Here is a 26374-nt window from a genome sequence, read left to right on the forward strand (position 1 = left end):
CTGCGGCACCGGCAACCCGCAGACGACGATCGCTTACCGCACGACGCTTCATGAGCATTCAGACTACCGCGACATCACTCACATAGTGATGCAATTCACATCCGGTGCCGAATGGGCGGGGGGTCGTACGCGCGGATCGGTGGGAGTGCACCGTCGAAGTGCTCGATCTCGACGAGCACGTGCTGCCCGGTGCAGCCGTGAGACAAGCGTGACGTCCCCACGTCGGCGGTGAGCACGTTCGGGTTTCCGTGCACACACATCGACCCGGGGTCCTCCGGGTCGAAGGGGTCGTACCACGCACCGGTCGAGAGCTGGACGACGCCGCGCAACACCCCGTCGTCGAGTACCACCCCGGCGAGGCAGGCACCACGGTCGTTGAACACGCGCACCACATCACCTTCCGAGAGGTTGCGCGCCGCGGCATCGCCGGGATGCATCCGGATCGGCTCGCGCCCCCGGATCTTCGAGGCCTGGCTGACCGCGCCGTGGTCGAGCTGGCCGTGGAGCCGAGTGCGCGGCTGATTCGCGATCAGATGCAGCGGGAACTGCTCGGCACGTGCGCCTCCTAGCCACTCCTCCGGCTCGTACCACTTCGGATGGCCGGCGCAGTCTTCGTAGCCGAACCCGTCGATGTCCGCAGAGAAGATCTCGATGCGGCCACTCGGGGTCCGCAGCGGGTCGCGTTGCGGGTCGTTGCGGAACTCCTCGAGCAACGTCAGATCGTCCTCGGTACGCATCCGCACGTGACCACGACGCCAGAACTCGTCGAATTCGGGCGGATCCTCGACTCTGGCGGGGTCGGCGAGGACGAATCCGCGCCACTGCCCGTAGAGATATTCGAGCCACGCCTGCGCGCCGCGTTTCTCGGTGAACCGGTCGCCGAAACCGAGCCGGTACGCGAGTGCCGAGAACGTGTCGTAGTCGTCGCGGGCGTCCTCGAATCGGGGTACCGCCGCCTGCATCGCAACCAGCAAGGGGTCGCTGCGCGTGCAGGTCAGGTCGTTGCGTTCGAGGGTCGTGGTGGAGGGCACGACGATGTCGGCATGCTTGGCCATCGGTGTCCAGTACGGATCGTGGACCACGATCGTGTCGGGGCGTCCCAGCGCATTGCGGAGCCGACCGATGTCCTGATGGTGGTGGAACGGATTTCCGCCCGCCCAGTAGACGAGCCGGATATCGGGGAATGTGTACTGCTTGCCGTCGTAGTCGAACTTCTCCCCCGGTCGCAACAACAGATCGGAGATCGCGGCCACCGGGATGAAATCGTCCACGTCGTTGTTGCCCTGGAACAGGGTGGGCAACGGATACGGCACCGGCGCGGTCCCCGGTTCGTTCATCGATCCGTACCCGTGGCCGAAGCCTCCCCCCGGTACACCGATCTGTCCGAGCATGGCCGCCAACGTGATTCCGGCCCACGGCGCCTGCTCGCCGTACCGCACTCGCTGCAGCGACCACGACACCGTCACCAACGTCCGTGAGGACGCCATTCGATGTGCGAGTTCGATCAACGTGTGCGCGGACAGTCCCGACAGTTCCGCTGCCCACTGCGGCGATTTCGGAATCCCGTCCGTGCGGCCGAGCAGATAGTCCTCGAACTTGTCGTAACCCGTGCAGTACCGGTCGAGGAAGCTACGGTCTGCGAGGTCCTCGGTGGCCAGGACGTAGGCCAGCGCGAGCATGACCGCGACATCGCTGCCCGGCCGCGGTGCGAGCCATTCGCACTCGCCGTGCGTGTCGTCGCGCAGCGGGCTGATCGACACGATACGGCCCCCGCGGGCCCGCATCCGATCGAGTGCGTCGCGGGTGGGGTGGTCACTGTTCCCACCGTCGTTGATGGAGGTGTTCTTGACGGGAACACCGCCGAAGCACACGAACAGCTCCGTGTGCCGGGCGATGAGATCCCAGTTGGTCGAGCGCGCGAACAATTTCCAGTGGGTTCCGACGACGCGGGGCATCACCACACCGGTCGCGCCGAGCGAATAGCTGTGCACCGACCGGGTGTACCCGCCGAACATCTTGAGGAATCGGTGTACCTGGCTCTGCGCATGATGGAACCGTCCGGGCGCCGACCATCCGTAGGACCCGCCGAAGATCGAGCGATTACCGTAGCGATCCGCGACACGTCGCAATTCACGGGCAAGCAGTTCGGTCAGTTCGTCCCACGACACGGCGACGAACTCGTCGCTGCCACGGCGAGTGGAGGGCCCTGGCCCGTTCTCGAGCCACCCGCGTCGCACCACCGGACCGGCGATGCGGGCGCGGTGCCGCACCGAGCCCGGCACGTTCCCGAGGATGGGTGACGGGTCGCGGTCGCCGGCGTACGGGTGGACGGCGACGACCTCGCCGCCGTCCACCTGGGCCGAGAACATCCCCCAGTGGGCCATCTGCGAATACCTCGCATCGGCCGTTCGGGAGTGCCGCGACTCGCCGTGCGTGGTCAAGGCAGCGAGGTGATCAGCGACTCCGGCGCCACGCGGGGACCCGAGAAGAACGGGGTCTCCTCCCGGACGTGCCGACGCGCCTCGGTGGCACGCAGGTCGCGCATCAGATCGACGATCCGGTCCAGGGCGGGGGCTTCGAACGCGAGAATCCATTCGTAGTCGCCGAGCGCGAACGAGGGAACCGTGTTCGCGCGGACCTCCGGATACGGACGTGCCTCCTTGCCGTGATCGGCGAGCATCTTGCGACGCTCGGCGTCCGGAAGCAGGTACCAGTCGTAGGACCGCACGAACGGGTACACGCAGATGTAGTCGCCGGGTTCCTCGCCCGCGATGAATGCCGGGAGGTGGCTCTTGTTGAACTCCGCCGGCCGGTGCAGCGCGGTGTTCGACCACACGGCGGTACTCGCGCGCCCGAGGATCGTGGTGCGGCGGAAGTCCGAGTAGAACTTCTGCAGATCCTCGATGTGCTCGGCGTGGGTCCAGATCATGAAGTCTGCGTCGGCGCGCATCCCTGCAATGTCGTAGATCCCCCGCACGATCACGTCGGTGCCCTCGAACGAAGCGAGGAACTTCTGGAAGTCCTCGATCGCCTCCGTCCGGTCGTCACCGAGTGTGCCCGGCCTGACCTGGAACACCGACCACATCGCGTACCGAAGGGTGGAATTGAGCTTGTCGAAATCGAGACGTGCCATACCCCTCATCCTGCCACTCGTGCCGCGAGCCGTGCTGCGGCCTTCGTGCCTGATTCGACACACGCCGGCACACCGACTCCGTGCAGCATCGCGCCGGCCACTGCGAGGCCGTCGATTCCGTCGATTTCCCGCTCGAACGCCGCCACGATCTCAGTGTGTCCGGCCCGGTACTGGGGCAGACCGCCGTACCACCGCTGCACGAAGGCCGCCGCGGGTTCGTCGGCGACGCCGGTGACGGTCGCGAGATCGGCACGGGCAAGGGTGATCAGCTGTTCGTCGGGTGCATCGACGAGCCTGTCGTCGCCGAACCTGCCGAACGACGCGCGTACGAGAGCGACATCGCGCTCGGCGAGGTGCGGCCACTTCCGCCCGGAGAGGGTGAACGCCTTGGCCGACAGTTCCTCCCCAGTGGCGACGAGGATGCCCGAGTTCTGCGGCAGTGCCGCCTTCGAGGGCAACGCGAGCGAGACGGTCACCGACGACGCGAGCGGAATCTCTGCGGCATGCGCCGCGGCGGCCGGGACCGATCCGGCCAGCAGGGCCGCTGCCTCCGGTGCCGGTACTGCCAGCACCACGCCGTCGACCTCGCCGATCGGATCGAGTGACCAGCAATTGCTGATACGACGCAGGTTCGACACGGTGGTTCCGTAATGGATCTCGGCGCCTGCCGCCTGCTCGAGCGCGTCGAGGAGCACTCCGTAGCCGCCGCGCAGGGTGCCGAACACCGGCTTGTCGGAGGGAACCGGTAGCGCACGCGCGACTGCCTCCGTCAGGCTGGCTGCACCCTCGTCGAGGGCACGCGCGAGGGCCGGCACCGTGGCGCGCACTCCTGCGGTGTCGGACAATCCCGAGTAGACGCCGCCGAGCAGCGGGTCGACGCTGCGGCGCACGACCTGCTCACCGAACCGCGACCCCACCAACTGCGCAACCGACATGTCACCGTCGCTGTCCCAGTCCAGGAGGATCTCGGGCTCCCTCGCAATGCGGGCGAGGGCGTCGTCGTCGACGAGCCCGTCGAGCGCCCGAGCACCGGCGGGGATCCCCATCAAGGTTCCCGCGGGAAGGGGGTGCAGTGCCGCGCCTGCGTAGACGAGGGGACGTGCCCCGGTGGGATGGACGAGTTGATCGGTGAGCCCGAGTTCGTCGAGCAGCGCGGGCACCTCGGGTCGCCTGCCGATGAACGCCTCGGCACCGACGTCGACCGGGCCACCGGCCAGCAGAACTGTGCGTAACTTGCCGCCGAGCCGATCCGACCGCTCGAGCAGCACGATGCGAGCGTCCGGGCCGAACGCGGCCCGCAGCCGGTAGGCCGCAACGAGCCCGGTGATGCCACCGCCGACAACGGCGACGACAGGCACGCTCACAGCGAATGCACCAGCTCGACCACACGGGTGAGAATGGTCGGATCGGTATCGGGGAGCACACCGTGACCGAGGTTGAAGATGTGTCCGGTCGCACCGGCAGCGAGGGCCCGGTCGGCCGAGGCGATCACGCGACGGACCTCGGAGTCGACGACGTCCCAGCCCGCGAACAGCAGCGCTGGGTCGAGGTTGCCCTGCAGGGCCTTGCTCGCGCCGACACGCTGCGCGGCGACGTCGAGCGGCACCCGCCAGTCGACGCCCACGACATCCGCTCCGACCTCGCCCATCGCACCGAGGAGTTCGCCCGTTCCGACACCGAAGTGGATTCGGGGAACGCCGAAGGATTCGATCTCGGCGAATACCCGCTGTGAATGCGGCATGACGAATTCGCGGTACTCGGCGAGCGAGAGGGCACCCGCCCACGAATCGAAGAGCTGGACGGCGTCGACACCCGCGTCGAGTTGCGCGCGCAGGAAGACGATGGCGACGTCGGCGAGCCGGCCCAGCAGTGCGTGCCACGTCTTCGGGTCCGCGTGCATGAGTGCCTTGGTGCGTTCGTGATTGCGGCTCGGTCCACCTTCGACCAGGTACGACGCGAGTGTGAACGGCGCGCCGGCGAATCCGATCAGCGGTGTGTCGCTCAGTTCACGGGTCAGCAGAGTCACAGCGCGCGCAACGGCACCGACCTCGTCCGGCTCGAGATGCGGCAGCGCGGCCACATCGGCAGCCGTACGGATGGGATTCGCGACGACCGGGCCGGTCCCGGCGACTATGTCGAGGTCGATGCCCGCTGCCTTGAGGGGCACGACGATATCGGAGAACAGGATCGCGGCATCGACCTTGTGGCGGCGCACAGGCTGCAGGGTGATCTCGCACACGAGCTCAGGGTCGAAGCAGGATTCGAGCATACCGATACCCGCTCGGATCTCTCGGTATTCCGGCAACGAGCGGCCCGCCTGACGCATGAACCACACCGGCCGGTGCGCCGGTTGCTCGCCGCGCGCCGCGGCGAGCAGTGGAGCGTGCGGGAGAGCCCGCCGCGTGGGGTACTGCGTGGCCGCAGTGGAGCCGACGTTCGTGTTCTCCAAGCCGGTCATCGATCCTCGTTCTTCCGAAAGGCACGGGTCGCTGCCCATGCTGCCACGCGTGTCCGGTTCGCTGGAATCGGCGCGCCTCCCGCGTGTGCTCGGTCACCGGCACTAACGTCCGCTTGCGTGACCACCTCGCCTGCCGAGCCGGCCCGTTTTCGCGCTGCTGTCGCTGCGATGAGTGCGGCCACCGTGCGCCCGGAGATCGAGGTCGAGCCGATCCGGCCACCACAGCGACTCGCTCCGTTCAGCTATGCGCTCGGCGCCGAGGTGCTCCATCCCGACGAGACCGAGGTTCCGGAGGAGTCGGAGGGCGACGCATTCGGGCGGCTGATCCTGTTGTACGACCCCGACGGCGACGAGGCCTGGCACGGGACCACCCGGCTGGTCTCGTACATTCAGGCCGATGTCGACGCGTCCTTGGCCTCCGACCCCCTGCTGCCCGAGGTGGCGTGGAGCTGGCTCGTCGATGCGCTCGAGGCCCATGAGCAGCCTCTCACCGCGCTCGGGGGCACAGTGACCTCGACGAGTTCGGTGCGTTTCGGTGATATCGCGGGACCGGCGCGCGCACATCAGCTGGAATTGCGTGCGTCGTGGACGCCGACCTCGGAAGTTCTCGGTCCTCACGTCGAGGCGTTCTGCGAGGTCCTCGCGTATGCGGCGGGGCTGCCACCGGTCGGGGTCGCCCGCTTGCAGCGATAGAGTCACGGCCATGTCGGCAGGAAACGATCACGACCCGAACCCGTCGGAGGACGCCCCCGCTGCGGCCACCGAGCCGTTGCTGGCCCCGCGTGACGGTGTCCCCGATGTTGTCACCACGGCGGCCGGCGCCGAGGAGGCCGCCGCACTGCTGGCGCGCGGTCACGGTCCTCTCGCAGTCGACGCCGAGCGTGCCTCGGGTTATCGGTATTCCGCCCGCGCGTATCTCATCCAACTCCGCCGTGACGGTGCGGGCACCGTCCTGCTCGATCCCATCCCGACCGCCGCAGATCTCGGGTCCCTCGCCGTGGTGATCAACGAACTCGAGTGGGTTCTGCATTCGGCCGATCAGGATCTGCCTGGGCTGGAGGAACTCGGCCTGCGTCCCGCGGCGCTGTACGACACCGAGCTTGCCGGTCGGCTCGCGGGGTTCCCACGGGTCGGGCTGGCTGCAATCGTGGCGCAGACACTCGGCCTCGAGCTGAAGAAGGGACACGGCGCCGCCGACTGGTCGAAACGCCCGCTGCCCGACTCGTGGCTCAACTATGCGGCGCTCGACGTCGAGATCCTCGTCGAACTCCGCGCCGAGATGGCGGCCGAATTGGACAGGCAGGGCAAATCGGATTGGGCTGCACAGGAATTCGAGCACATCCGGCTCGCAGGTCCGCCGAAGCCGAAGCCCGAGCGGTGGCGTCGCACCTCAGGCATCCACGCGATCAAGAACGCCCGCAAGCTTGCGATCGTTCGTGAATTGTGGTCGACACGCGACGAAATCGCCGCCCGTCGCGACATCGCACCCGGACGGATCCTTCCGGATTCCGCGATCGTCGCAGCAGCACAAGCCGTTCCACGGACGATCGGAGACCTTCGCGAGTTGCCCGTCTTCGGCGGGCCGCGTCAACGCCGCTCCTCCCGGGCGTGGATCTCGGCCATCGAACGCGCCCGAGCACTGCCGGACGCAGAGCTTCCACCGCTGACACAGCAGTTCGACGGACCGCCTCCCGCGGCGCGTTGGTCGCGTCACCATCCTGAGGCCGCAGCCCGTCTGACGGCTGCTCGTACCGAACTGTCCGCGTTGAGCGAGGAGGTCTCGATCCCTGTCGAGAATCTTGTGAGCCCCGAACTCGTGCGGCGCCTGTGTTGGGACTGGGATCTCGCCGCAACCGCCGATGCGGTCGAGTACATCTACTCCAGGTTCACCGCAGGCGATGCACGTCCGTGGCAGCGCGAGCTCACGGCCCCCCTGCTCGCGAAAGCACTCACGGACGCGCAGTAGGGACTTCCGCCCACTTAAGTTACTCGTCGGTAATGACGATGTAGGGTGGTGCCGAGGCCGGTCACTGCTCGGTGCCCGGTCCGATTCGCCTCGCCGCGGAACGTGTCGGCGAGGACACCGCTCCACCGGGAGGAAAACGCGTGGCTTCCACCACCTCGAACCAACGCAACGTCGTCTTCGTCGACGGCATACGTACCCCGTTCGGCAAGGCGGGCCCGAAAGGCATCTACGCCGACACCCGCGCCGACGACCTCGTCGTCAAGGCCATTCGGGAATTGATGCGCCGCAACCCCCAGCTCGACCCCGCCCGCATCGACGAGGTCGCTGTCGCGGCGACCACGCAGACCGGCGACCAGGGGCTGACGATCGGACGCACCTCCGCGATCCTCGCCGGGCTTCCCGAAACCGTGCCGGGCTTCGCCATCGATCGCATGTGCGCCGGCGCAATGACCGCCGTGACCACCACCGCATCCGGAATCGGCTTCGGCCAGTACGACGTCGTGATCGCCGGCGGTGTCGAGCACATGGGCCGCCACCCGATGGGTGAGGGCGCCGACCCCAACCCCCGCTTCCTCGCCGACAAGCTCGTCGACCCGAGCGCGCTCGTCATGGGCAACACCGCCGAGAACTTGCACGACCGTTTCCCCAGCATCACCAAGGCCCGCACCGACGCCTACGCGGTGAACAGCCAGAACAAGTACGACGCCGCCAAGAAGGCCGGCTGGATCGCCGACACCCTCGTGCCCGTCGCGACCCGCTCGGGCGCGGGCTGGGGCCTGGCCACCGAGGACGAGCCGCCCCGCCCCGGGACGACGCTCGAGGATCTCGCGAAACTCAAGACCCCGTTCCGGCCTGCCGGTCGGATCACTGCGGGTAACGCCGCCGGTCTCAACGATGGCGCCACCGCCGCGATCCTCGCCGGGGAGGACACCGCGCGGGAACTCGGCCTGCCGATCGGCATGCGCATGGTCGGCTTCGCGTTCCAGGGTGTCGACCCCGCCGTCATGGGCATCGGCCCCGTTCCGGCGACAGAGAAGGTCCTCGCCCGCACCGGCCTGAGCATCGACGACATCGGCCTGTTCGAGATCAACGAGGCGTTCGCCGTGCAGGTGCTCGCGTTCCTCGGGCACTACGGCATCGCCGACGACGACCCCCGCGTCAACCAGTGGGGCGGTGCGATCGCGTGCGGTCACCCGCTCGCATCGTCGGGTGTCCGCCTGATGACCCAACTCTCCCATCAGTTCGCGCAGCATCCCGAGGTGCGCTACGGACTGACCACCATGTGCATCGGTCTCGGCATGGGCGGCACCGTGATCTGGGAGAACCCGAACTTCGAGGGAGACAAGTAGTCATGACCGATCTTTCGTCCCTGTTCGCCGACGAGGTCGTGACGAACGCCTACACCAGGTTCGTGTCCGTCCCCGGCCTCGACGGGCAGATCGCACTGGTCACCCTCGACAACGGGTTCGACCACACCAAGCCGAACTCGTTCGGACCCGCCGGCCTGACCGCGTTCGGCGCTGCCCTCGACGAGGCGTTCGCTGCGAACCCCGCGGCCGTCGCCGTCACCGGCAAGCCGTTCATCTTCGCTGCCGGTGCCGACCTCAAGGGCGTCCCCGCAGTCACCGAGCACGCGCAGGGTGTCGAGCTCGGCAAGCTCGGCCACGACGTGTTCCGTAAGCTGCGCGAGTCGTCGATCCCGACATTTGCGTTCGTGAACGGTCTGGCGCTCGGCGGCGGGCTCGAAGTGGGTCTGCACGCGCACTACCGCACCGTCGCGGACAATGTTCCGGCCCTGGGCCTGCCCGAGACCATGCTGGGCCTCGTCCCCGGATGGGGTGGAACCCAGTTGCTGCCGAACATCATCGGTCCGGAGCACGCGGTCACTCTCATCCTCGAGAACCCGCTCAACAACGGGCGCACCATCCGCGCAACACAGGCGAAGAAGCTCGGCTACGCCGACGAGGTCTTCGGCTCGGCAGACTTCCTCGAGCAGTCACTCGCCTGGGCCGCGAAGGTCATCAACGGCGAGATCGCGCCTGTACGCCCCGAGATCGACCGCGGCTCCGGCTGGGATGCTGCGGTTGCCCGGGCGAAGGCCCTGGTCGACGGCAAGACCCGCGGCTTCGCTCCCGCTGCTCTGCGCGCGATCGAGCTGCTCGAACTCGCCCGCGGCACGGACATCTCGGACTCCGCGTCGCTCGACAAGGGTTTCGCTGCCGAGGACGAAGCTCTCGCGGACCTGTTGCTGACCGATGAGCTGCGCGCGGGCCTGTATTCGTTCGATCTCGTCAACAAGCGCGCCAAGCGTCCGGCCGGTGCGCCGGACAAGTCGCTCGCCCGGAAGATCACCGGTGTGGGCATCGTCGGTGCCGGCCTGATGGCCGGCCAGCTCGCGTTGCTGTTCGTGCGGCAGTTGAAGGTGCCGGTGATCCTCACCGACATCGATCAGGAGCGTATCGACAAGGGTGTGGGCTATGTGCACACCGAGATCGACAAGTTGCAGCGCAAGGGCCGTCTGTCTCCCGATGCCTCGAACCGCCTCAAAGCGCTCGTGACCGGTTCTCTCGACAAGGCGGCGTTCGCGAAGACGGACTTCGTCATCGAAGCCGTTTTCGAGAACATGGACGTCAAGAAGAATGTGTTCGCCGAACTCGAGCAGCACGTCTCGCCCGAGACGATTCTCGCGACCAACACGTCGTCGCTGTCGATCACGGAAATGGCCGCGGATCTGCAGCACCCGGAGCGGGTCGTGGGCTTCCACTTCTTCAATCCCGTCGCGGTCCTGCCGCTACTCGAGGTGATCAAGGGCGTCAAGACCGACGATGCGACGCTCGCAACGGCATTCGCCACTGCGAAGTCGTTGAAGAAGTCTGCGGTCTTGTGCGGAGACAAGCCCGGCTTCGTGTTCAACCGCCTCGTCACCCGCACGCTCGGTGAGGTCATGACCTCCGTGGACGAGGGCACCCCGTTCGATGTGGCGGACAACGCCGTCGGTGCGTTGGGCATGCCGATGTCGCCGTTCACGCTGCTCGCACTCGTCGGTCCTGCCATCGCGCTGCACACCGGAGAGACGCTCCAGGCCGCATACCCGGATCGCTTCGTCTCCTCCCCCGGACTCGAGGCGCTCGTCGCGGCGAAGAAGCCCGGCGTGTGGTCCTACGAGGGCGGCACGCAGGTCGTCGATCCCGAGGTCGCTGCACTGTGGCCGCAGGGTGACAACCCGTCGACGGCCGACGAGGTCCTCGACCGGACCCGCCGGGCGTTCGCAGAGGAAATCCGCATCATGCTCGACGAGGGCGTGGTCGCGGCTCCCGAGGACATCGACCTGTGCCTGATCCTCGGCGGCGGTTTCGCATTCTGGAACGGCGGGATCACGCCGTACCTCGACCGCACCGGGGCCTCCGACGCGGTCAACGGACAGCGCTTCCTGGCGCCGGGAGTCGCAAGCGTGTCCTGACGTCTCCGGATACCCGATGAAACGAGGGCGTGTCACCGATCGGTGACACGCCCTCGTTTCGTGATCTTGCCGCGGGACGGTGACCGGAGAGCTAGCGTGAATTGGTCCGACACTGCGCGGGACGAGAATCCGCCGGTGACCGGTATCCACGGAAGAGCAGGTGCGAGTGGAAATGTCCCAACCCACGCAGCCCTCGAGCGGGCACGCCGCCAAGGTCATCGCGGTCACCGTCGCAGCCGCAGTCGGTGGCTTCCTCTTCGGATTCGACAGCTCGGTCATCAACGGCGCCGTCGATTCCATCCAAGGACATTTCGAGCTCGGGTCGTTCTTCACAGGATTCGCCGTTGCCATCGCACTGCTCGGATGTGCCGCCGGTGCCTGGTTCGCCGGCCAGCTCGCCGACCGTTGGGGCCGCAAGAAGGTCATGCTGCTCGGCTCGGCACTGTTCACGATCTCGTCGATCGGTTCGGGGCTCGCGTTCAGTGTGCCGGACCTGATGTTGTGGCGTGTCCTCGGCGGCCTCGGTATCGGCATCGCATCCGTCATCGCACCGACCTACATCTCAGAGATCGCACCAGCGCGTTACCGAGGCAGCCTGGCGTCGCTACAACAGCTCGCCATCACGCTGGGTATCTTCACCGCACTGCTGTCCGACGCGATCCTGCAGAACGCCGCGGGCGGCGCCTCGAACGAACTGTGGTGGAACTTGGAAGCGTGGCGATGGATGTTCCTCGTCGGCGTGGTCCCCGCCCTCGTCTACGGCGTACTGGCGCTGATGATCCCGGAGTCTCCGCGCTTCCTGGTCGGTAAAGATCTCGACGAGGAAGCCGCCCGAATTCTCGCCGACGTCACCGGAGATCTCCATCCGGACGAACGTGTCGCCGAGATCCGACTGACGCTGCGCCGCGAGACGGCGCGATCGTGGGACGACATCCGCGGTCCGGTCTTCGGATTGCAGTCCCTGGTGTGGGTAGGCATCACGATGGCGATCTTCCAGCAGTTCGTCGGTATCAACGCGATCTTCTACTACTCGACGACGCTGTGGAAGTCGGTGGGGTTCAGCGAGAACCAGTCGTTCACGACGTCCGTGATCACCGCGGTCATCAACGTCGTCATGACGTTCGTCGCGATTCTGTTCGTCGACAAGATCGGGCGGCGACCTCTGCTCATGGTGGGGTCGATCGGTATGTTCGTCAGCCTTCTTCTCGCCGCCATCGCGTTCTCGCAGGCAACCGGGAGCGGCGACGACCTACAGCTCCCGGCTCCGTGGGGCACCGTGGCGCTCGTTGGCGCTAACGCGTTCGTGATCTTCTTCGCCGCCACGTGGGGCCCGATCATGTGGGTGATGCTCGGCGAGATGTTCCCGAACCGGATGCGCGCGCTGGCACTCGGTCTGAGTACCGCCGCCAACTGGATCGCGAACTTCACCGTCACCCTGGCCTTCCCGCCTCTCACGGAGTCGGTGGGGTTGTGGTTCCTCTACGGTCTGTTCGCATTCTTCGCGCTGCTGTCGTTCTTCTTCGTCAAGTCGAAGATTCCGGAGACCAAGGGCATGGAACTCGAGGACATGCACACCTGACACCGCAGTTCGAGATCCGCCGGCTCAGCGTTGCGCGATCGTCTCCGAGGCATCACTGCCGTCGAGGCCCACCACCCAGCCTGTGACCTGACGCGCGACATCCTGCGCGGTCAGGCCGAGCTGCTGGTGGATCTCGCTGCGCGAGGCGTGGTCGAGGAACTGCTGGGGGACCGCGAGGTCACGGGCAGGCACATCGATGTCGTTGCTGCGCAATGCCGAGGACACAGCCGATCCCACTCCACCGTGCACTCCACCGTCTTCGACGGTGACGACGAGCCGGAATCCGACCGCGAGGTCGATCATCGCGTCGGGTACCGGGAGCACCCACCGCGGGTCGACGACGGCAGCAGTGATGCCCTGCTTGGCCAAGCGGTCGGCCGCATCGAGCGCCAGGGACGCGAATGCTCCGACCGCAACGAACAGGACGTCGCCCCTCCGCGCCTCCGGCATCCGCAGCACATCGACCGTGCCGTCGAGGCGTTCGATCGCAGGGATGTCATCTCCGACAGCGCCCTTCGGGAATCGGAGGACGGTCGGACCGTCGTCGATGTCGAGGGCTTCACCGAGTTCTTCGCGGAGGGTGGTGCCGTCGCGCGGTGCTGCCACGCGGATTCCCGGCACGATGCCGAGAAGCGACATGTCCCACATGCCGTTGTGGCTCGCGCCGTCCGTGCCCGTGATCCCGGCTCGATCGAGAACCAGCGTCACGGGTTGCTTCAGCAGTGCCACGTCCATGAGCAGCTGGTCGAACGCCCGATTGAGGAACGTCGAATACACAGCGACGACGGGGTGCATACCACCGAGGGCCAGACCTGCCGCAGAGGTCACCGCGTGCTGCTCGGCGATCCCCACATCGAAGGTCCGGTCGGGGAATCGGTCGCCGAACTTCGCGAGCCCGGTCGGACCGGCCATCGCGGCGGTGATCGCGACGATGTCCTCGCGGGCTTCGGCACGTGCGATGAGTTCGTCCGAGAACACAGACGTCCAGTCCGGTTTCGACGACGAGGTGGCGCGTCCTGTGCGCGGGTCCATCACGCCGGTGGCATGCATCTGGTCTGCCTCGTGATTCTCGGCCGGCGCGTACCCCGCGCCCTTCCTGGTGACCGCGTGCACAATCACAGGACCGCCGTACGCTTTCGCGCGGCGCAGGGCAGCTTCGAGGGCCGGCTCGTCGTGGCCGTCGACCGGCCCGAGGTACTTGATCCCGAGATCGGTGAACAGGACCTGCGGGCTCACCACATCCTTGATCCCGCTCTTCATCCCGTGTAGCACGGAGTAGGCTGCGGCACCGAACCACGGGATCCTCTTGACCATGCGGCGACCGTTGTCGAGCGCACGCTCGTATCCGGGCCGCAGCCGCAGCGCTGCCAGGTGCTCGGCGAGACCACCGATCGTCGGCGCGTACGAACGGCCGTTGTCGTTGACCACCATCACCAGAGAGCGCGTGCTGCCCGCGGCGATGTTGTTGAGCGCTTCCCAGCACATTCCGCCGGTAAGGGCTCCGTCTCCGACCACTGCGACGACCGTACGGTCCTGACCACCGAGTTCATATGCCTTGGCGAGACCATCGGCGTAGGACAGCGCGGCGGACGCGTGCGAAGACTCGATCCAGTCGTGCTCACTTTCGGCCCGGCACGGGTACCCGGACAGGCCTCCGCGCTGCCGCAGCGTGTCGAAGTCGTCCTTGCGGCCGGTGAGAATCTTGTGGACGTAGGCCTGATGACCGGTGTCGAACAGGATCGGGTCGTGCGGCGAGTCGAACACGCGATGGAGTGCGAGCGTCAGCTCGACGACACCGAGGTTGGGGCCGAGGTGTCCCCCGGTTGCCGCCACCTTCTCGACGAGGAAGCCTCGGATCTCACCTGCGAGTTGCGTGACCTCGCTCGGCGAGAGACGACGCACATCGTCGGGTGACTGGATGCGGGACAGGACACCCAACTGATCTAGCTCCCTCCGGATCGTGATTCCCGCGGCGGTGCGCGAGCAGTTACTGCATTCTACGGAGCGGCGGCACGGTTCTGACCGTCACATCACTCACATCCGCGAGACGCACAGGTCGGGCAACATGTGCGCCTCGCTCGATGCCTCCTCACACTTCGGCGGCCTGGGCACGACGATCGGTCGTGGGCTCCTCGTCGACGAGGTCGATCGTGGTGCGCAACTCACGGTTCGGGATGAGCACCACTGCCACCAGAGTAATCAGTGCGAACCCGGCGGCTACGAGGAAGAGCGTACCCGTGGCATCTCCGTAGGCCGTATGCACGACCTCCGCGACCGGTGCGGGGAGCGCGTCGAGATCCAGATTGGCACTGCCACCACCCGACGCCGAGGCGTCGATTCCGAGCTTCGCGAATCCATCGGCGGAGAGGGTGGAGACGCGCGCTGCCAGGATCGAACCCAGGATCGACACCCCGATGGCGCCGCCGAACGTACGGAAGAACGCAACCGAGCTGCTCGCTGCACCGATGTTCTTCACACTCACGGTGTTCTGCACCGCAAGGACCAGGTTCTGCATCAGCATGCCGGTGCCGAGACCCACGATCGCGATGTAGACGCCGATGACGACGAGCGAGGTGGTGTGATCGATGGTGCCGAGGAGCGCGAAACCGACGAACTGGAGCACGGCCCCACCGACGATGAACGGCTTCCACTGGCCGAACCGGGTGATCAACTGTCCCGACAGCGTCGACGACACCAGCGTGCCGGCGACCATCGGGATGGTGAGCAGGCCGGCCGCGGTCGGGCTGAAGCTGCGAGCCGTCTGGAAGTACTGGGTAAGGAAGGTGGTGGCACCGAACAGGCCGACTCCGACGGCGATCGATGCGATGATCGCCAGCGCGGTCGTACGTTCGGTGACGATCTTCAGCGGGATGATCGGATCCGCAACCTTGGACTCCACGAACACGGTGGCGGCGAGCAACGCCAGGCCTGCGACGACGTAGGCGGCGGACTCGAGGGAGAACCACTCGTAGTAGCCCTCCTTGCCTGCGAACGACACCCAGATGAGCAGGACGCTCACACCGGCGGTGATCAAAGTCGCACCGAACCAGTCGATCTTCACATTCCTCTTGCGCTCCGTCGCGATTTTCAGGGTGCGCTGCAGGAGCACCAGCGCGATGACCGCGAGGGGGACGCACACGTAGAAGCACCAGCGCCACCCGAGCGGGCTGTCGACGATCACGCCACCGAGCACTGGGCCTCCCGACATGGCGACAGCCATCACTGCACCCATGTAACCGGAGTAGCGACCGCGTTCACGCGGCGGGATGATGCTGCCGATGATCGCCACGACCAGCGCGGTCAGACCGCCCATTCCGATGCCCTGGACGACGCGGGCACCGAGGAGCACGGTGACGTCCTGTGCGAGGCCGGCCAGCACCGACCCACCGACGAAGATCAGGATCGACAGCTGGACGAGGAGCTTCTTGTTGAACAGGTCGGACAGCTTGCCCCAGATCGGCGTGGACGCGGCGTTCGCGAGCAACGCCGTGGTGATCACCCAGGCGTACTGGGTCTGGGTTCCCTGCAGGTCGGCGATGATCGTCGGCAGGGCGGTCGACACGATCGTGCTGCTGAGCAGCGCGGTGAACAATGCAGCGAGAAGGCCTGCGAGGACCGCGAGGATCTCGCGATGGGTCAACAGCGACTCGGCATCCTGACCGGAACCGGGCGGCGTCGAAGCTCCGTCCGTGACGGCGGTTGTACTCATGAACAGTTCCTTTGGAGGTTGGTCGTGGTGGCCGCGTCTGTGGCGGCGATGGGACTCAGGGCTGCGTCGAGCCGGGCGACGACATCGAGAGCGTCGGCAACCTGTGCCTCGCTCCAGTCGTCGAGTTGGGCAGCCAGCCGCTCGGTGCGCCGAGCGCGAATGGCTGCGAGCATGTCGAGACCTTCCGGCGAACAGGTCACGAGATGTGCCCGTTTGTCGTCGGGATCGGGATCCCGGCGTATGAACCCGCGGTCGACGAGCTCACCGATGTGTCGACTGAGCGATGACTGACCGACGTGCATTTCGGCAGCCAGCACACTCGGGCGACACTGCCCTGTGCGGGCCAGCAGGAAGAGCACACCGGCGAGTGCGTTGGGGAGCAGATCCGGCTCGCTCCGGGTCAGCGCGGCACGCAGGGTTCGGCCGAAGAGGAAAATCGAGTCGGCGAGCGCGTGCACCGTGTCGGGTTGAACAGCAGTCAACGCGGACCTCCGAAAATGACGAATTCAATTGCTTGCGGCATGCAACTATACAGTTAGTTGCATGCCGCAAGCAATTACTTCGCGAATCGGACAAGCCACATTGCCGCCCGGGGTGGACGTCAGCGCGTGAACAGCGCGAGGCACTCCACGTGGTGCGTCGACGGGAATGCAGCGAACGCGCGCAGGTCCGCCAGCTCGAATCCTTGTGCACGATAAAGGCCCACATCACGCCCGAACGACGCCGGGTCGCAACCGACATGGATGACTCGCCGAGGCGCCGCATCAGCGATCGCAGCGACGACCTCCTTGCCTGCACCTGCGCGCGGCGGATCGAGGATCACCACGTCGGGCGCGGCGAGTGCGCCGATGACGCGCTCGACCCGACCATGCCGGAACGACACCTGCGACAGGTCCGCGAGCGCCTCCGCACCGTCGTCCACCGCCTGACGGGACGACTCCACCGACTCGACGCGCCCTGATACGCCGACCTGGTCGGCCACCGCCGCCGCGAACACGCCGACCCCGCCGTAGAGATCCCACACAGTGCCGCCTGCCGTCGCATCGGCCCACTCGCTCACGACGGTCGAGTACGTCTGCGCGGAACCTCGATGGGCCTGCCAGAATCCCGTGGCGGCCAACCGCCACTCCCGCGACCCGACCCGCTCGACCGGGCGACCGGAACCCTCGACCACCTTCTCCGCGCGAGGTGCATTCACCGCGGCGCGCCGCGCAGATGCGCCGCGACGGCCCGGGCTGCGGCGACCGGTACGCGACACCACCGGTGGTGCGATCTCCACCACGTGCCGCTGCCCGTCCGCGTCGAGGACGACCTGGAGGTCGGCACCCGGCTGCCACACGTGTTCGACCAGGTCGGTGTACGCTCGCTGATCGATCTGGGTGCAACCGAGGTCGGGTACCACCTCGTTGCTGTGGTAGCGCCGGTATCCCGGCGTTCCCGCCGCATCGACCGCCAATCGCACCCGCGTTCGCCACCGGGTGCCGTCCTCCGCGCCCCCGGCTACCTCCTCGACGAGAACGTCACGCTCCACACCACCGAGGCGACGCAGTTGTTCGGCGACCACGGCCGCCGCGATGTGCCGCTGAGCCGACGGCGTGGCATGCGACATGTCACAGCATCCTGCACCGCCGGGGCCGGCGACGGGACACACGCGGTCGACGCGATCATCCGACGCTTCCAAGATCTCCACCGCGTCGGCGAAACAGAAGGAGCCTCCGCGATCCTCGGTGACGACCGCGAACACCCGCTCCCCCGGCAGGCCGTGTCGCACGAACACCACACGGCCCTCCCGGCGGGCGACGCAGAAGCCGCCGTGTGCGGGATTGCCGAGTGTCACCTCGATCCGTTGCCCGGACCAGTCGGTTCCTGCACGCTTCTGCTCCTGGCGGCTCACTGATCTTCCTCCTGTTTCGCGGGTCTGTGACCCGCTTCGTTCTCCAACCCGCGGCGGACCGCCCCGGGCACAGTGTCGATCCGGTCCTTGGGCACCCTCGCAGACGAGCGCAACTGCCACGGCACACTCGTGACCATCACTCCCGGCTGGAAGAGCAGACGGCTCTTCAATCTCAGGGCGCTCTGGTTGTGAAGGATCTGCTCCCACCAGTGCCCGACCACGTACTCCGGGATGAACACGGTGACGACGTCACGCGGAGAATCTCGCCGGACGCGCCGCACGTAGTCCAGAACCGGCCGGGTGATCTCGCGATACGGCGACTCGACGACCTTCAACGGTACCGTGATGTCGCTGGCGTCCCAGTCGCGGACCAGTTGACGGGTATTCGCGTCGTCGACGTTGACCGTGATCGCCTCGAGCGTGTCGGGACGCGTCGCCCGGGCGAAGGCCAAGGCCCGACGGGTCGGCATGTGCAGCGTCGACACCAGGACGATCGAGTGCGTGCGGCTGGGCAGGACTCCGTCCCATTCCGCCGCCTCGAGCTCGGCGGCCACGCTGTCGTAATGACGCCGGATCGCTTTCATCAGCACGAAGATCACCAGGATCATGAGGACGGCAATCCACGCTCCACCGGAGAACTTGGTGGCCAGAACAATGATCAACACCGCGGTGGTGGCGATCAACCCGAGACCGTTGATCACGCGCGCGCGAATCATCCGCCCCCGCTCGGCGGGGTCGGTTTCGACCGCCAGGTGCCGCGTCCAGTGCCGCACCATGCCCGCCTGCCCGAGCGTGAACGCGACGAACACCCCCACGATGTACAGCTGAATCAGCTGGGTGACCCGGGCATCGAATACCCATACGAACACGACCGCCACGCCCGACAGGAACAGGATCCCGTTACTGAACGCCAGCTTGTCGCCACGAGTGTGCAGCTGCCGCGGAAGATACCGATTCTGCGCGAGCACCGACGCGAGCGCCGGGAATCCACTGAATGCGGTGTTCGCCGCGAGCAGCAGGATCAACGCGGTGGCCACGGTGACGAGGAAGAAACCGACGGGAAATCCTGCGAACACCGTATGCGCGAGTTGCGCAACGAGTGTCTTCTGTTCGTATCCCTCGGGGGCACCCTTCAATTGGGTGGCGGGATGCTCTGCCACCACGACACCGATCCGGCCTGCAAGGAACACGACCCCGAGGAAGAGCGGCACCGCTACAGCACCCAGTAACAGCAACGTGGTCGCAGCGTTGCGGGCCTTCGGCTTACGGAACGCGGGAACTCCCGTGCTGATTGCTTCCACACCTGTGAGGGCTGCACACCCGGACGAGAACGCACGCGCGATCAGGAACACGAAGGCGATCGCAGTCAGATCCGTTTGCTCCGCCACGAGTTCGAAGTCGGCGGACTCCGCGCGCAGGTCCCCCCCGAGCACGAATATCTGCACGAACCCCCAGACGATCATGATGGCCATGGCCGCCATGAACGCGTAGGTGGGGATCGCGAACGCGGTTCCTGCCTCCCGCATTCCGCGCAGGTTCATGGCGGTGAGGAGACCGATCGCCAGGATCGCGAACAGCACCTTGTGCTGTGCGACGAACGGCACGGCCGAGCCGATGTTGGCGGCGGCCGACGAAATCGACACCGCAAGGATGAGCACGTAGTCCACGAGCAATGCACTGCCGACCGTGAGCCCCGCGATGGGCCCGAGATTCTTCGTCGCGACCTCGTAGTCACCACCACCGGAGGGGTAGGCGCGCACATTCTGGCGGTAACTCGCCACCACGATGACCAGCACCACGGCGACCGCGATACCGACCCACGGCGTGAAGGCGTACGCCGACAGGCCTGCGACCGACAGGACCAGGAAGATCTCCTCCGGCGCGTACGCGATCGACGAGAGTGCATCGGAGGCGAACACCGGCAGCGCGATGCGCTTGGGGAGCAACGTGTGCCCGAGGGTGTCGCTTCGAAACGGCCGACCCAGCAGTAGCCGCTTCGTGGCGGTGGAAAGCTTGGACACGCGCCCAGCCTAAGCCGTACTCGGCCCATCACGACCCGGTGTCCGGGTCTTCCACCCGCCGTTGCCGTCGGAGCGGTACGGTTTCCGTTCGGCAGGAGGTGCCGACGAACGGAGTGCGTGGTGTACGTGGTGGTCATGGGTTGCGGCCGTGTGGGATCGTCGGTGGCCACCGCGCTGGCCCGACTCGGTCACGACGTGGCGGTCATCGACCGCGACGCGGGGGCGTTCCTCCGACTGGGCGACGACTTCCCCGGTCGCACGGTCGTCGGGATGGGCTTCGATCGTGACGTCCTGATCGACGCCGGAATCGAGCGCGCCGACGCGTTCGCCGCAGTGTCCTCCGGAGACAATTCCAACATCATCTCCGCTCGCACAGCCCGCGAGACCTTCGGCGTGGAACGTGTGGTCGCACGGATCTACGACGCGAAACGCGCCGCCGTGTACGAACGGCTCGGGATTCCCACCATCGCCACGGTGCCGTGGACCACCGATCGGCTCCTGCACACGCTCACCCACGAGAGTGAGAACGCGCGCTGGCGCGACCCGACAGGTTCGGTCGCGGTCTGCGAGGTCAATGTCCACGAGGAGTGGGTCGGCCGACGCGTGACCGATCTCGAGGCAGCCACCGGAGCCAGAGTCGCCTTCCTCATCCGATTCGGTGCGGGCGTGCTCCCGGACCGGAAAACCCTGATCCAGGCCGACGACCAGGTCTACATCGCGGCGGTCTCGGGAACCGTCGCCGAATCGATTGCGCTGGCAGAAAACCCGCCCGCCGACAACGACGAGTGAGGACATACCGATGAAGGTCGCCATCGCAGGTGCAGGCGCAGTCGGACGTTCCATCGCCCGCGAGCTTCTGCGTAACGAGCACGAGGTGATGCTCGTCGAGCGCAAACTCGATCACGTCGACCCCACGTCCGTGCCCGATGCGAAATGGGTCCACGGCGATGCCTGTGAACTCAGCCTGCTCGAGACGGCAGGACTCGAGCAGTACGACGTGGTGATCGCCGCGACGGGCGACGACAAGGCGAATCTGGTGCTGAGCCTGCTCGCCACCACAGAATTCGGAGTCGCGCGGGTCGTTGCCCGGGTCAACGATCCACGCAACGAATGGCTGTTCGACGAGTCGTGGGGCGTCGACGTGGCCGTGTCCACACCGAGGATGCTGGCCTCACTCGTCGAGGAAGCGGTCTCCGTCGGCGATCTCGTTCGGCTGATGACCCTGCGCAAGGGCGCGAATCTCGTCGAGATCACACTGCCTGACACCACCGCGTTGGCCGGAAAACCGGTCCGCAAGCTCGCACTCCCCCGCGACGTTGCGCTCGTGACGATCCTGCGCGGAGACCGCGTGATCGTCCCGCAGGCCGACGATCCACTCGAGGGCGGGGACGAACTGCTCTTCGTTGCAGCGGAGGAGGTCGAGGACGAGCTTCGCGCCCTGATCGAGCGCTAACTCTTGTCGCGCGGTGCGGGTGTGGGTGTGTCATGTGATGCGGCACCCGCGTCTGCCGCTATGCCGGTCTCCGCTGCGACTTCCGAGTCCGCCTCGCCCTCGTCCACCGGCGGCTCGACCAGCCTGTCGGCCTTACGGACCGCCCAGAGGGTCACAAACAGCGCAAGCGCGGTCAGCGGCCAACCCATACCGATTCGAGCGGCCGCGAGCCAGCCGGTCTGATCCTGGTCGTAGAGATGGTTCTGTACGAGATAGCGCACGACGAACACCAGCGCCCACGCGGCCGTCGCGATGTCGTAGGCCCGCACGGCGTCGCGATGGGCACGCCAGCGCGAACCCTGCCCGTTGAGCATCCCCCAGATCACGCCGACGAGAGGTCGCCGCACGAGCACCGACAGCACGAACGCGCCGCCGTAGACCAGGCTCGCGTAGATTCCGAACAGAAAGTAGCCTTTCGCGTCTCCCGTCCGATGCGCAATGAAGGCGCACAGGGCCACGCCCATGAATCCGGAGATGGCCGGTTGAATGGGTGTCCGCCGGATCAGTCGCCACACCAGGACACCGCACGCGACCGCGATCGCCGACCAGATCGCGGCTGTAAGACCCCACACGCTGTTGATCGGCACGAACACCAGCACGGGCAGTGTCGAGTACACCAACCCGCTGAGTCCACCGAGTTGTTCGAGAAGGGTCTGCCGGCTGGTATCGCTCACGTATACGAGGGTGCCACACTCGGGCGCCCTTGCCTCCCGCCGAGCTGCGGGTACTTCGTTCAGGCGGGGTCTCTGAGCTCGTAGTACGGGTTGTAGATCGCCTTGCGGCCGTCGCGCTCGCCGACCCGACCGCGGACCTGCAGGGTCTTACCCGGTTCGATGCCGGGGATACGCCGACGCCCGATCCACACGAGCAGAATCGAATCGGTTCCGTCGAAGAGTTCCGCCTCGACCGAGGCACACGCAGCCTTCGACGACGATTCCACACTTCTCAGTCGCCCGAACATCGTCACTTCCTGCCCCCTGGTACAGGACACAACAGGCAGCGCGCCCGTCGCGTGTGACGATTCGGCCATCTCCTCCGCATCGAGTTCTTCGAGATCCTCGGTGAGGCGACGGGTGAGCCGACGAATGTAGCCGGCTGCGGCGGATGCCATAGCGCGCTCCTGAAACGGGCGGCACGGGTCTCGTGCCGCGACACTTCCTTCGTCCGCCACTGTAGACCGATCCACCGAAGAGACAACCACACCGGGTCGACAGCGTTCGAATCGATTCGGCACGATCACACCATGACGCGAGATTCTGCCACCGCACCGTTCGACACCGCCGTGAGCGCAGTCGTCCTACCTGGGACGGGCTCCGACGCGCGGTTCGCCCACGATGCCTTCGCAGTTCCACTGCAGGGTCGTGGGATCGCCACCGTTGCGGTCGAACCGGATCCTCGCGGTGTGGTCGCTAGCTACTCCGAAGCGATGGACCGTGCCGCTCTCGACGGTCCCATCCTCGTCGGTGGTGTGTCCATCGGAGCAGCTGTCGCGCTGCAGTGGGCTGCACTGCACCCGGAGCTCACCGTCGGTGTGCTCGCAGCTCTCCCTGCCTGGACGGGAGGGCCCGACGACTCCCCTGCCGCCGCCAGTGCCCGCTGGACGGCATCGCAGCTCCGTGCTCACGGCCTGGAGTCGGTCACCGCGGCAATGGTCGAGTCGAGCCCTTCATGGCTGGGAGCCACGCTGTCACGTTCGTGGCGTTCCCAGTGGCCGGATCTCCCCGAGGCGCTCGAGGAAGCCGCGGGCTACCGGGCACTCGACCTCACCGAACTGCGTTCGGTGACGGTGCCCGTCGGTGTCACTGCCGCCGTCGACGATGCGGTTCATCCGCTCGGCGTGGGGCGTGGGTGGGTAACCGCGTTGCCGTTCGCGTCCCTGACGACCGTCACCCTGGACGACATCGGAGCCGATCCGTCGGTCCTCGGCGAGGGATGTATGGGGGCACTCGACCTGGCGACCCGCGCCAAGCGGGCCATCGCGTCTCGTTGAGCGCAGTGCACCGAGTGGCCCACCGGGGAGCCGGTTGCGGTTCAGAATCCCAATTGCTGCATGGCCGAGCCCGACCCGCCGGTGCGGGGGCGCGGCTGCGGCCGGGCAGGGGGAACCTGCTGTCCTGCTGTCGGTGCTCCCGGCTGCTGCGGCCGGGCCTGCTCCTGCTGCGGACCGCCGGCCTGGCGCGCCGCCTGCTGCTGTTGGGCCGCAGCGGCGAGCTGGTCCGCGAGCGTCTGGGGAAGGACGACCGGCAGGGGGGTGCGGACGGGGTGCGGTTCCTTGCCTCGTCGGACGACTGTATCGGCGAGCACTGCGTGAGCTGCCGCAACCAACGGACCATCCGCCGCAGCGGCACCGACAGGGCCTGCGGCGACACATCGGATCATCCACCGGTAGCCGTCGATGCCGATGAACCGCATGTCTGCATTCGGAGTGCTTCCGTGCAGCTCCCGGCCCCAGGGCCCGCTCTCCATGCTCACCGTGGCGTTGTCGTTGCGCAGCGTCTCCGCCAGTTCGGCAGCCACTTCACGCCACTGTCCGGGCGATTTGGGCGCGGCATATGCCGCGACGGTGATCCGCCCGTGCTGTGTCACCAGGTGCACCGCCTGCGGGCTCCCGTTGGGGGCCATCTCGACCTGGATCTGACCGCCCTGAGGGATCGGCACGAGCACGGAGCCGAGGTCGAGTCGGGACGTGCCGACCTCGTCCTCATCGATCGCATCGATGTCGTACGGACCTCCGTCGAAGAATGCGCCGTCGTCGGGGTTGTCACCCGCGGAGGAACCTTCGACGCGTTCGAATTCATCGGTCGTCGGGTCGTCGAAGTGGTCGGAGCGGTTCTTGCGGCGTCGTCCGAACATGTCAGGACCCTTCCTTCACGAGGCCGGCGTGGCCACCACTCGAGCCGTAACCACCGGAACCACGGGTGGTGTCGTCGAGTTCCTCGACCTCCACGAAGTCGACGAGTTCGACCCGCTGCACGAGGAGTTGCGCGATACGGTCGCCCCGATTCACCTCGATGGCGTGCTCGGTGTCGTGATTGATCAAGCACACCTTGATCTCTCCTCTGTAGCCGGCATCGACGGTTCCCGGTGTGTTCACCACGGAAAGTCCGAACTTGGCGGCGAGCCCCGAGCGCGGGTGGATCAACCCGACAGTCCCCACCGGCAACGCCACGGCTACTCCGGTTCCGACGAGCACCCGTTGCCCGGGTTCGATCGTCACATCGCTGGTGGCACACAGATCCACGCCCGCGTCGCCTGCGTGCGCCCGTGTCGGCATGGGGACACCCGGGTCGAGACGACGCAGCGGGATGGGGGAAAGGTCGGTCACGTGCACCGAGACTACTCTCCGGATGTCGATGCCCCATCTCCAGGCGACTATCCTGGGTGTGTGTCTGATACCTCCAGCTCCGGCAGCACCACCGGTTCGTCGACCCACACGCCGACCTACTCCGAACGGTTGTGGGTTCCGATCTGGTGGTGGCCCATCGGTATCGGAATCGCAGCGTTGCTCGCAGCCGAACTGCACATGGGTGCACCTGGGATGTACGCGTGGCTGCCGTACGCCGTACTGATCCCCTGCGCCCTGTGGGTGCTGGTGTGGCTCTCACGACGGCGTATCGAGGTCATCGACGGTGAGCTCGTCGTCGAACAGGCCCACCTCCCGGTGGAGCTGATCTCGCGCGGCGTCGTCGTTCCGGGCTCCGCGAAGAGCGCCGCGCTCGGCCGACAGCTCGATCCCGCCGCGTTCGTGCGACATCGCCCGTGGATCAAGACGATGGCTCTGGTCGTCCTCGACGATCCGGAGGATCCGACCCCCTACTGGCTGATCAGCACGAGACGACCGGCGGAACTTCTGGCTGCCCTGGGACACGGGGAGCCTCCAACGAGCTGACGATTACCTCACAGCACATACTTCTACGCCGCAGCAGTGGCCCTCGGGTCACTGCTGCGGCGTTTCGATGTCGATTCAGCGCGGGTGCTTCGTCACCAGGCGCAGTCACGGCAGATCATCTGTCCGCCCTCTTCGCTCGCGAGGCGGCTCCGGTGATGTACCAGGAAGCAGCTCGAACAGGTGAATTCATCGGCCTGTTTCGGCACCACGCGCACCGACAGTTCCTCGCCGGACAGGTCCGCACCCGGGAGCTCGAAGGATTCGGCCGTGTCCGATTCATCGACGTCCACTACCGCGGACTGCGCCTCGTTGCGCCGTGCCTTCAGTTCTTCGAGTGAGTCTTCCGACACATCGTCGCTATCGGTCCGCCGCGGTGCGTCGTAGTCAGTCGCCATTTCCCTCTTACCTCTTAGTCCTCTTACAGGTGCTCGACAGGGAACCACGGTGATGCTCCCGGCCAAGGCAACGCCCGACCGCGCGGTGAAGTTCCCACGGGTATCGGTTTGTCGTCGGTATCCCCGAAATACCCCGAGTCCGAACCCGTCGCCCTCGTCGATGGACGACGCTCGGCCGCCGAACAATAGCCGACAGCAGAGCGGAATATGCAATCGATTCACGTTTTCATCGAAATCGACCGGAAATCGTCACCCACATCACGGTGACCGTGATGTGGGTGACCCGGTACGCCTCCATCGCACCGGTCGGACAGCCCTCTACAGTGAACGGCGCACAGTTCCACGGCAGTGAACGACGCCGTTCCACGGCGAGGAGAC

At 66.6% G+C, this 26374-nt stretch carries 23 protein-coding genes; 9 read left to right on the forward strand and 14 right to left on the reverse strand.

Annotated features, from left to right (window positions below):
- Nucleotides 1-95 precede the first annotated feature (95 nt).
- From Q7514_RS02055 to hemE, 4 genes are read right to left on the reverse strand one after another with little or no spacing between them, the layout of a single operon-like run.
- Complete coding sequence (locus tag Q7514_RS02055) at nucleotides 96-2384, reverse strand: molybdopterin-dependent oxidoreductase (RefSeq protein ID WP_330131594.1); 2289 nt, start codon at nucleotides 2382-2384, stop codon at nucleotides 96-98.
- Nucleotides 2385-2437: 53 nt separating this feature from the next.
- Nucleotides 2438-3133 carry a hydrogen peroxide-dependent heme synthase gene (gene hemQ / locus Q7514_RS02060; RefSeq protein ID WP_330131595.1) on the reverse strand — a complete coding sequence of 232 codons (696 nt, stop codon included), beginning with the start codon at nucleotides 3131-3133 and terminating at the stop codon, nucleotides 2438-2440.
- A 5-nt stretch (nucleotides 3134-3138) separates the two neighbouring features.
- Complete coding sequence (locus Q7514_RS02065; RefSeq protein ID WP_330131596.1) at nucleotides 3139-4497, reverse strand: protoporphyrinogen oxidase; 1359 nt, start codon at nucleotides 4495-4497, stop codon at nucleotides 3139-3141.
- A complete protein-coding gene (hemE, locus tag Q7514_RS02070) occupies nucleotides 4494-5591 on the reverse strand; it encodes a uroporphyrinogen decarboxylase (protein WP_330131597.1) in 1098 nt (365 codons plus the stop codon). Before hemE ends, Q7514_RS02065 begins: the two co-directional genes overlap by 4 nt.
- A gap of 117 nt (nucleotides 5592-5708) precedes the next feature.
- On the opposite strand from hemE, the gene Q7514_RS02075 reads away from it, so the two are divergent.
- From Q7514_RS02075 to Q7514_RS02095, 5 genes are all read left to right on the forward strand, one after another.
- Nucleotides 5709-6284, forward strand: coding sequence for a DUF3000 domain-containing protein (locus tag Q7514_RS02075; RefSeq protein WP_330131598.1), 576 nt, complete (start codon nucleotides 5709-5711; stop codon nucleotides 6282-6284).
- 10 nt (nucleotides 6285-6294) lie between these two features.
- A complete protein-coding gene (locus tag Q7514_RS02080) occupies nucleotides 6295-7557 on the forward strand; it encodes a ribonuclease D (RefSeq protein WP_330131599.1) in 1263 nt (420 codons plus the stop codon).
- A gap of 140 nt (nucleotides 7558-7697) precedes the next feature.
- Complete coding sequence (locus Q7514_RS02085; RefSeq protein ID WP_330131600.1) at nucleotides 7698-8906, forward strand: thiolase family protein; 1209 nt, start codon at nucleotides 7698-7700, stop codon at nucleotides 8904-8906.
- Nucleotides 8907-8908: 2 nt separating this feature from the next.
- A complete protein-coding gene (locus Q7514_RS02090; RefSeq protein ID WP_330131601.1) occupies nucleotides 8909-11017 on the forward strand; it encodes a 3-hydroxyacyl-CoA dehydrogenase NAD-binding domain-containing protein in 2109 nt (702 codons plus the stop codon).
- 172 nt (nucleotides 11018-11189) lie between these two features.
- Complete coding sequence (locus tag Q7514_RS02095; RefSeq protein ID WP_330131602.1) at nucleotides 11190-12596, forward strand: sugar porter family MFS transporter; 1407 nt, start codon at nucleotides 11190-11192, stop codon at nucleotides 12594-12596.
- Between the two features lie 24 nt (nucleotides 12597-12620).
- Here Q7514_RS02095 and dxs read toward each other — a convergent pair whose 3' ends face one another.
- From dxs to Q7514_RS02120, 5 genes are all read right to left on the reverse strand, one after another.
- The gene (gene dxs / locus Q7514_RS02100; protein WP_330131603.1) at nucleotides 12621-14534 is read right to left on the reverse strand and encodes a 1-deoxy-D-xylulose-5-phosphate synthase; all 1914 of its coding nucleotides are present in this window, start codon (nucleotides 14532-14534) and stop codon (nucleotides 12621-12623) included.
- Between the two features lie 151 nt (nucleotides 14535-14685).
- Complete coding sequence (locus Q7514_RS02105) at nucleotides 14686-16305, reverse strand: MDR family MFS transporter (RefSeq protein WP_330131604.1); 1620 nt, start codon at nucleotides 16303-16305, stop codon at nucleotides 14686-14688.
- Nucleotides 16302-16787 carry a MarR family winged helix-turn-helix transcriptional regulator gene (locus Q7514_RS02110; RefSeq protein WP_330131605.1) on the reverse strand — a complete coding sequence of 162 codons (486 nt, stop codon included), beginning with the start codon at nucleotides 16785-16787 and terminating at the stop codon, nucleotides 16302-16304. The genes Q7514_RS02105 and Q7514_RS02110 overlap by 4 nt, the downstream gene beginning before the upstream one ends.
- Before the next feature lie 119 nt (nucleotides 16788-16906).
- Nucleotides 16907-18199 (reverse strand): class I SAM-dependent RNA methyltransferase, encoded by a 1293-nt coding sequence (locus tag Q7514_RS02115; protein ID WP_330131606.1) that lies wholly within the window; start codon nucleotides 18197-18199, stop codon nucleotides 16907-16909.
- The gene (locus tag Q7514_RS02120; protein WP_330131607.1) at nucleotides 18196-20220 is read right to left on the reverse strand and encodes an APC family permease; all 2025 of its coding nucleotides are present in this window, start codon (nucleotides 20218-20220) and stop codon (nucleotides 18196-18198) included. The genes Q7514_RS02115 and Q7514_RS02120 overlap by 4 nt, the downstream gene beginning before the upstream one ends.
- A 120-nt stretch (nucleotides 20221-20340) precedes the next feature.
- Between Q7514_RS02120 and Q7514_RS02125 the strand changes: the two genes are divergently transcribed.
- Both Q7514_RS02125 and Q7514_RS02130 read left to right on the forward strand, forming a co-directional pair.
- Entirely contained in the window at nucleotides 20341-21009 is a 669-nt protein-coding gene (locus tag Q7514_RS02125; protein WP_330131608.1) for a potassium channel family protein, read from the forward strand.
- A gap of 10 nt (nucleotides 21010-21019) precedes the next feature.
- Nucleotides 21020-21673, forward strand: coding sequence for a potassium channel family protein (locus tag Q7514_RS02130; protein WP_330131609.1), 654 nt, complete (start codon nucleotides 21020-21022; stop codon nucleotides 21671-21673).
- Here the strand turns inward: Q7514_RS02130 and Q7514_RS02135 are convergent.
- Both Q7514_RS02135 and Q7514_RS02140 read right to left on the reverse strand, forming a co-directional pair.
- Nucleotides 21670-22386, reverse strand: a complete 717-nt coding sequence (locus Q7514_RS02135; protein ID WP_330131610.1) for a DUF3159 domain-containing protein — start codon at nucleotides 22384-22386, stop codon at nucleotides 21670-21672. The two genes, Q7514_RS02130 and Q7514_RS02135, sit on opposite strands and share 4 nt — an antisense overlap.
- Before the next feature lie 59 nt (nucleotides 22387-22445).
- Nucleotides 22446-22823, reverse strand: coding sequence for an OB-fold nucleic acid binding domain-containing protein (locus Q7514_RS02140; protein ID WP_330131611.1), 378 nt, complete (start codon nucleotides 22821-22823; stop codon nucleotides 22446-22448).
- 132 nt (nucleotides 22824-22955) lie between these two features.
- Here Q7514_RS02140 and Q7514_RS02145 point away from each other — a divergent pair, with 132 nt between their 5' ends.
- Nucleotides 22956-23702, forward strand: a complete 747-nt coding sequence (locus Q7514_RS02145; RefSeq protein ID WP_330131612.1) for an alpha/beta hydrolase — start codon at nucleotides 22956-22958, stop codon at nucleotides 23700-23702.
- Between the two features lie 41 nt (nucleotides 23703-23743).
- Here the strand turns inward: Q7514_RS02145 and Q7514_RS02150 are convergent, their stop codons facing one another.
- Together Q7514_RS02150 and dut are read right to left on the reverse strand one after the other, a co-directional pair.
- Nucleotides 23744-24565, reverse strand: coding sequence for a DUF3710 domain-containing protein (locus Q7514_RS02150; protein ID WP_330131613.1), 822 nt, complete (start codon nucleotides 24563-24565; stop codon nucleotides 23744-23746).
- 1 nt (nucleotide 24566) lies between these two features.
- A complete protein-coding gene (dut, locus tag Q7514_RS02155) occupies nucleotides 24567-25037 on the reverse strand; it encodes a dUTP diphosphatase (protein ID WP_054714462.1) in 471 nt (156 codons plus the stop codon).
- Nucleotides 25038-25097: 60 nt separating this feature from the next.
- Here dut and Q7514_RS02160 point away from each other — a divergent pair, with 60 nt between their 5' ends.
- Nucleotides 25098-25601: a DUF3093 domain-containing protein gene (locus tag Q7514_RS02160; protein WP_330131614.1), complete on the forward strand. Its 504-nt coding sequence runs from the start codon at nucleotides 25098-25100 to the stop codon at nucleotides 25599-25601.
- A gap of 92 nt (nucleotides 25602-25693) precedes the next feature.
- On the opposite strand, the gene Q7514_RS02165 is transcribed toward Q7514_RS02160, so the two are convergent.
- Nucleotides 25694-25996 (reverse strand): DUF4193 domain-containing protein, encoded by a 303-nt coding sequence (locus tag Q7514_RS02165; RefSeq protein WP_054714450.1) that lies wholly within the window; start codon nucleotides 25994-25996, stop codon nucleotides 25694-25696.
- Between the last annotated feature and the right edge of the window lie 378 nt (nucleotides 25997-26374).

The organism is Rhodococcus artemisiae (genome assembly GCF_036327795.1).
In the GTDB taxonomy this organism is placed as follows: Bacteria; Actinomycetota; Actinomycetes; order Mycobacteriales; family Mycobacteriaceae; genus Rhodococcus; species Rhodococcus artemisiae.

Excerpts from the sequence above, each read along its gene's own strand:
- Q7514_RS02055 (WP_330131594.1), bottom strand. The coding sequence starts at position 2,384 with ATGGCCCACTGGGGGATGTTCTCGGCCCAGGTGGACGGCGGCGAGGTC.
- Q7514_RS02130 (WP_330131609.1), top strand. The coding sequence starts at position 21,020 with ATGAAGGTCGCCATCGCAGGTGCAGGCGCAGTCGGACGTTCCATCGCC.
- Q7514_RS02165 (WP_054714450.1), bottom strand. The coding sequence starts at position 25,996 with ATGGCGACTGACTACGACGCACCGCGGCGGACCGATAGCGACGATGTG.
- Q7514_RS02080 (WP_330131599.1), top strand. The coding sequence starts at position 6,295 with ATGTCGGCAGGAAACGATCACGACCCGAACCCGTCGGAGGACGCCCCC.
- Q7514_RS02090 (WP_330131601.1), top strand. The coding sequence starts at position 8,909 with ATGACCGATCTTTCGTCCCTGTTCGCCGACGAGGTCGTGACGAACGCC.
- hemQ (WP_330131595.1), bottom strand. The coding sequence starts at position 3,133 with ATGGCACGTCTCGATTTCGACAAGCTCAATTCCACCCTTCGGTACGCG.
- hemE (WP_330131597.1), bottom strand. The coding sequence starts at position 5,591 with ATGACCGGCTTGGAGAACACGAACGTCGGCTCCACTGCGGCCACGCAG.
- Q7514_RS02095 (WP_330131602.1), top strand. The coding sequence starts at position 11,190 with ATGTCCCAACCCACGCAGCCCTCGAGCGGGCACGCCGCCAAGGTCATC.
- Q7514_RS02105 (WP_330131604.1), bottom strand. The coding sequence starts at position 16,305 with ATGAGTACAACCGCCGTCACGGACGGAGCTTCGACGCCGCCCGGTTCC.
- Q7514_RS02150 (WP_330131613.1), bottom strand. The coding sequence starts at position 24,565 with ATGTTCGGACGACGCCGCAAGAACCGCTCCGACCACTTCGACGACCCG.
- Q7514_RS02145 (WP_330131612.1), top strand. The coding sequence starts at position 22,956 with ATGACGCGAGATTCTGCCACCGCACCGTTCGACACCGCCGTGAGCGCA.
- Q7514_RS02140 (WP_330131611.1), bottom strand. The coding sequence starts at position 22,823 with ATGGCATCCGCCGCAGCCGGCTACATTCGTCGGCTCACCCGTCGCCTC.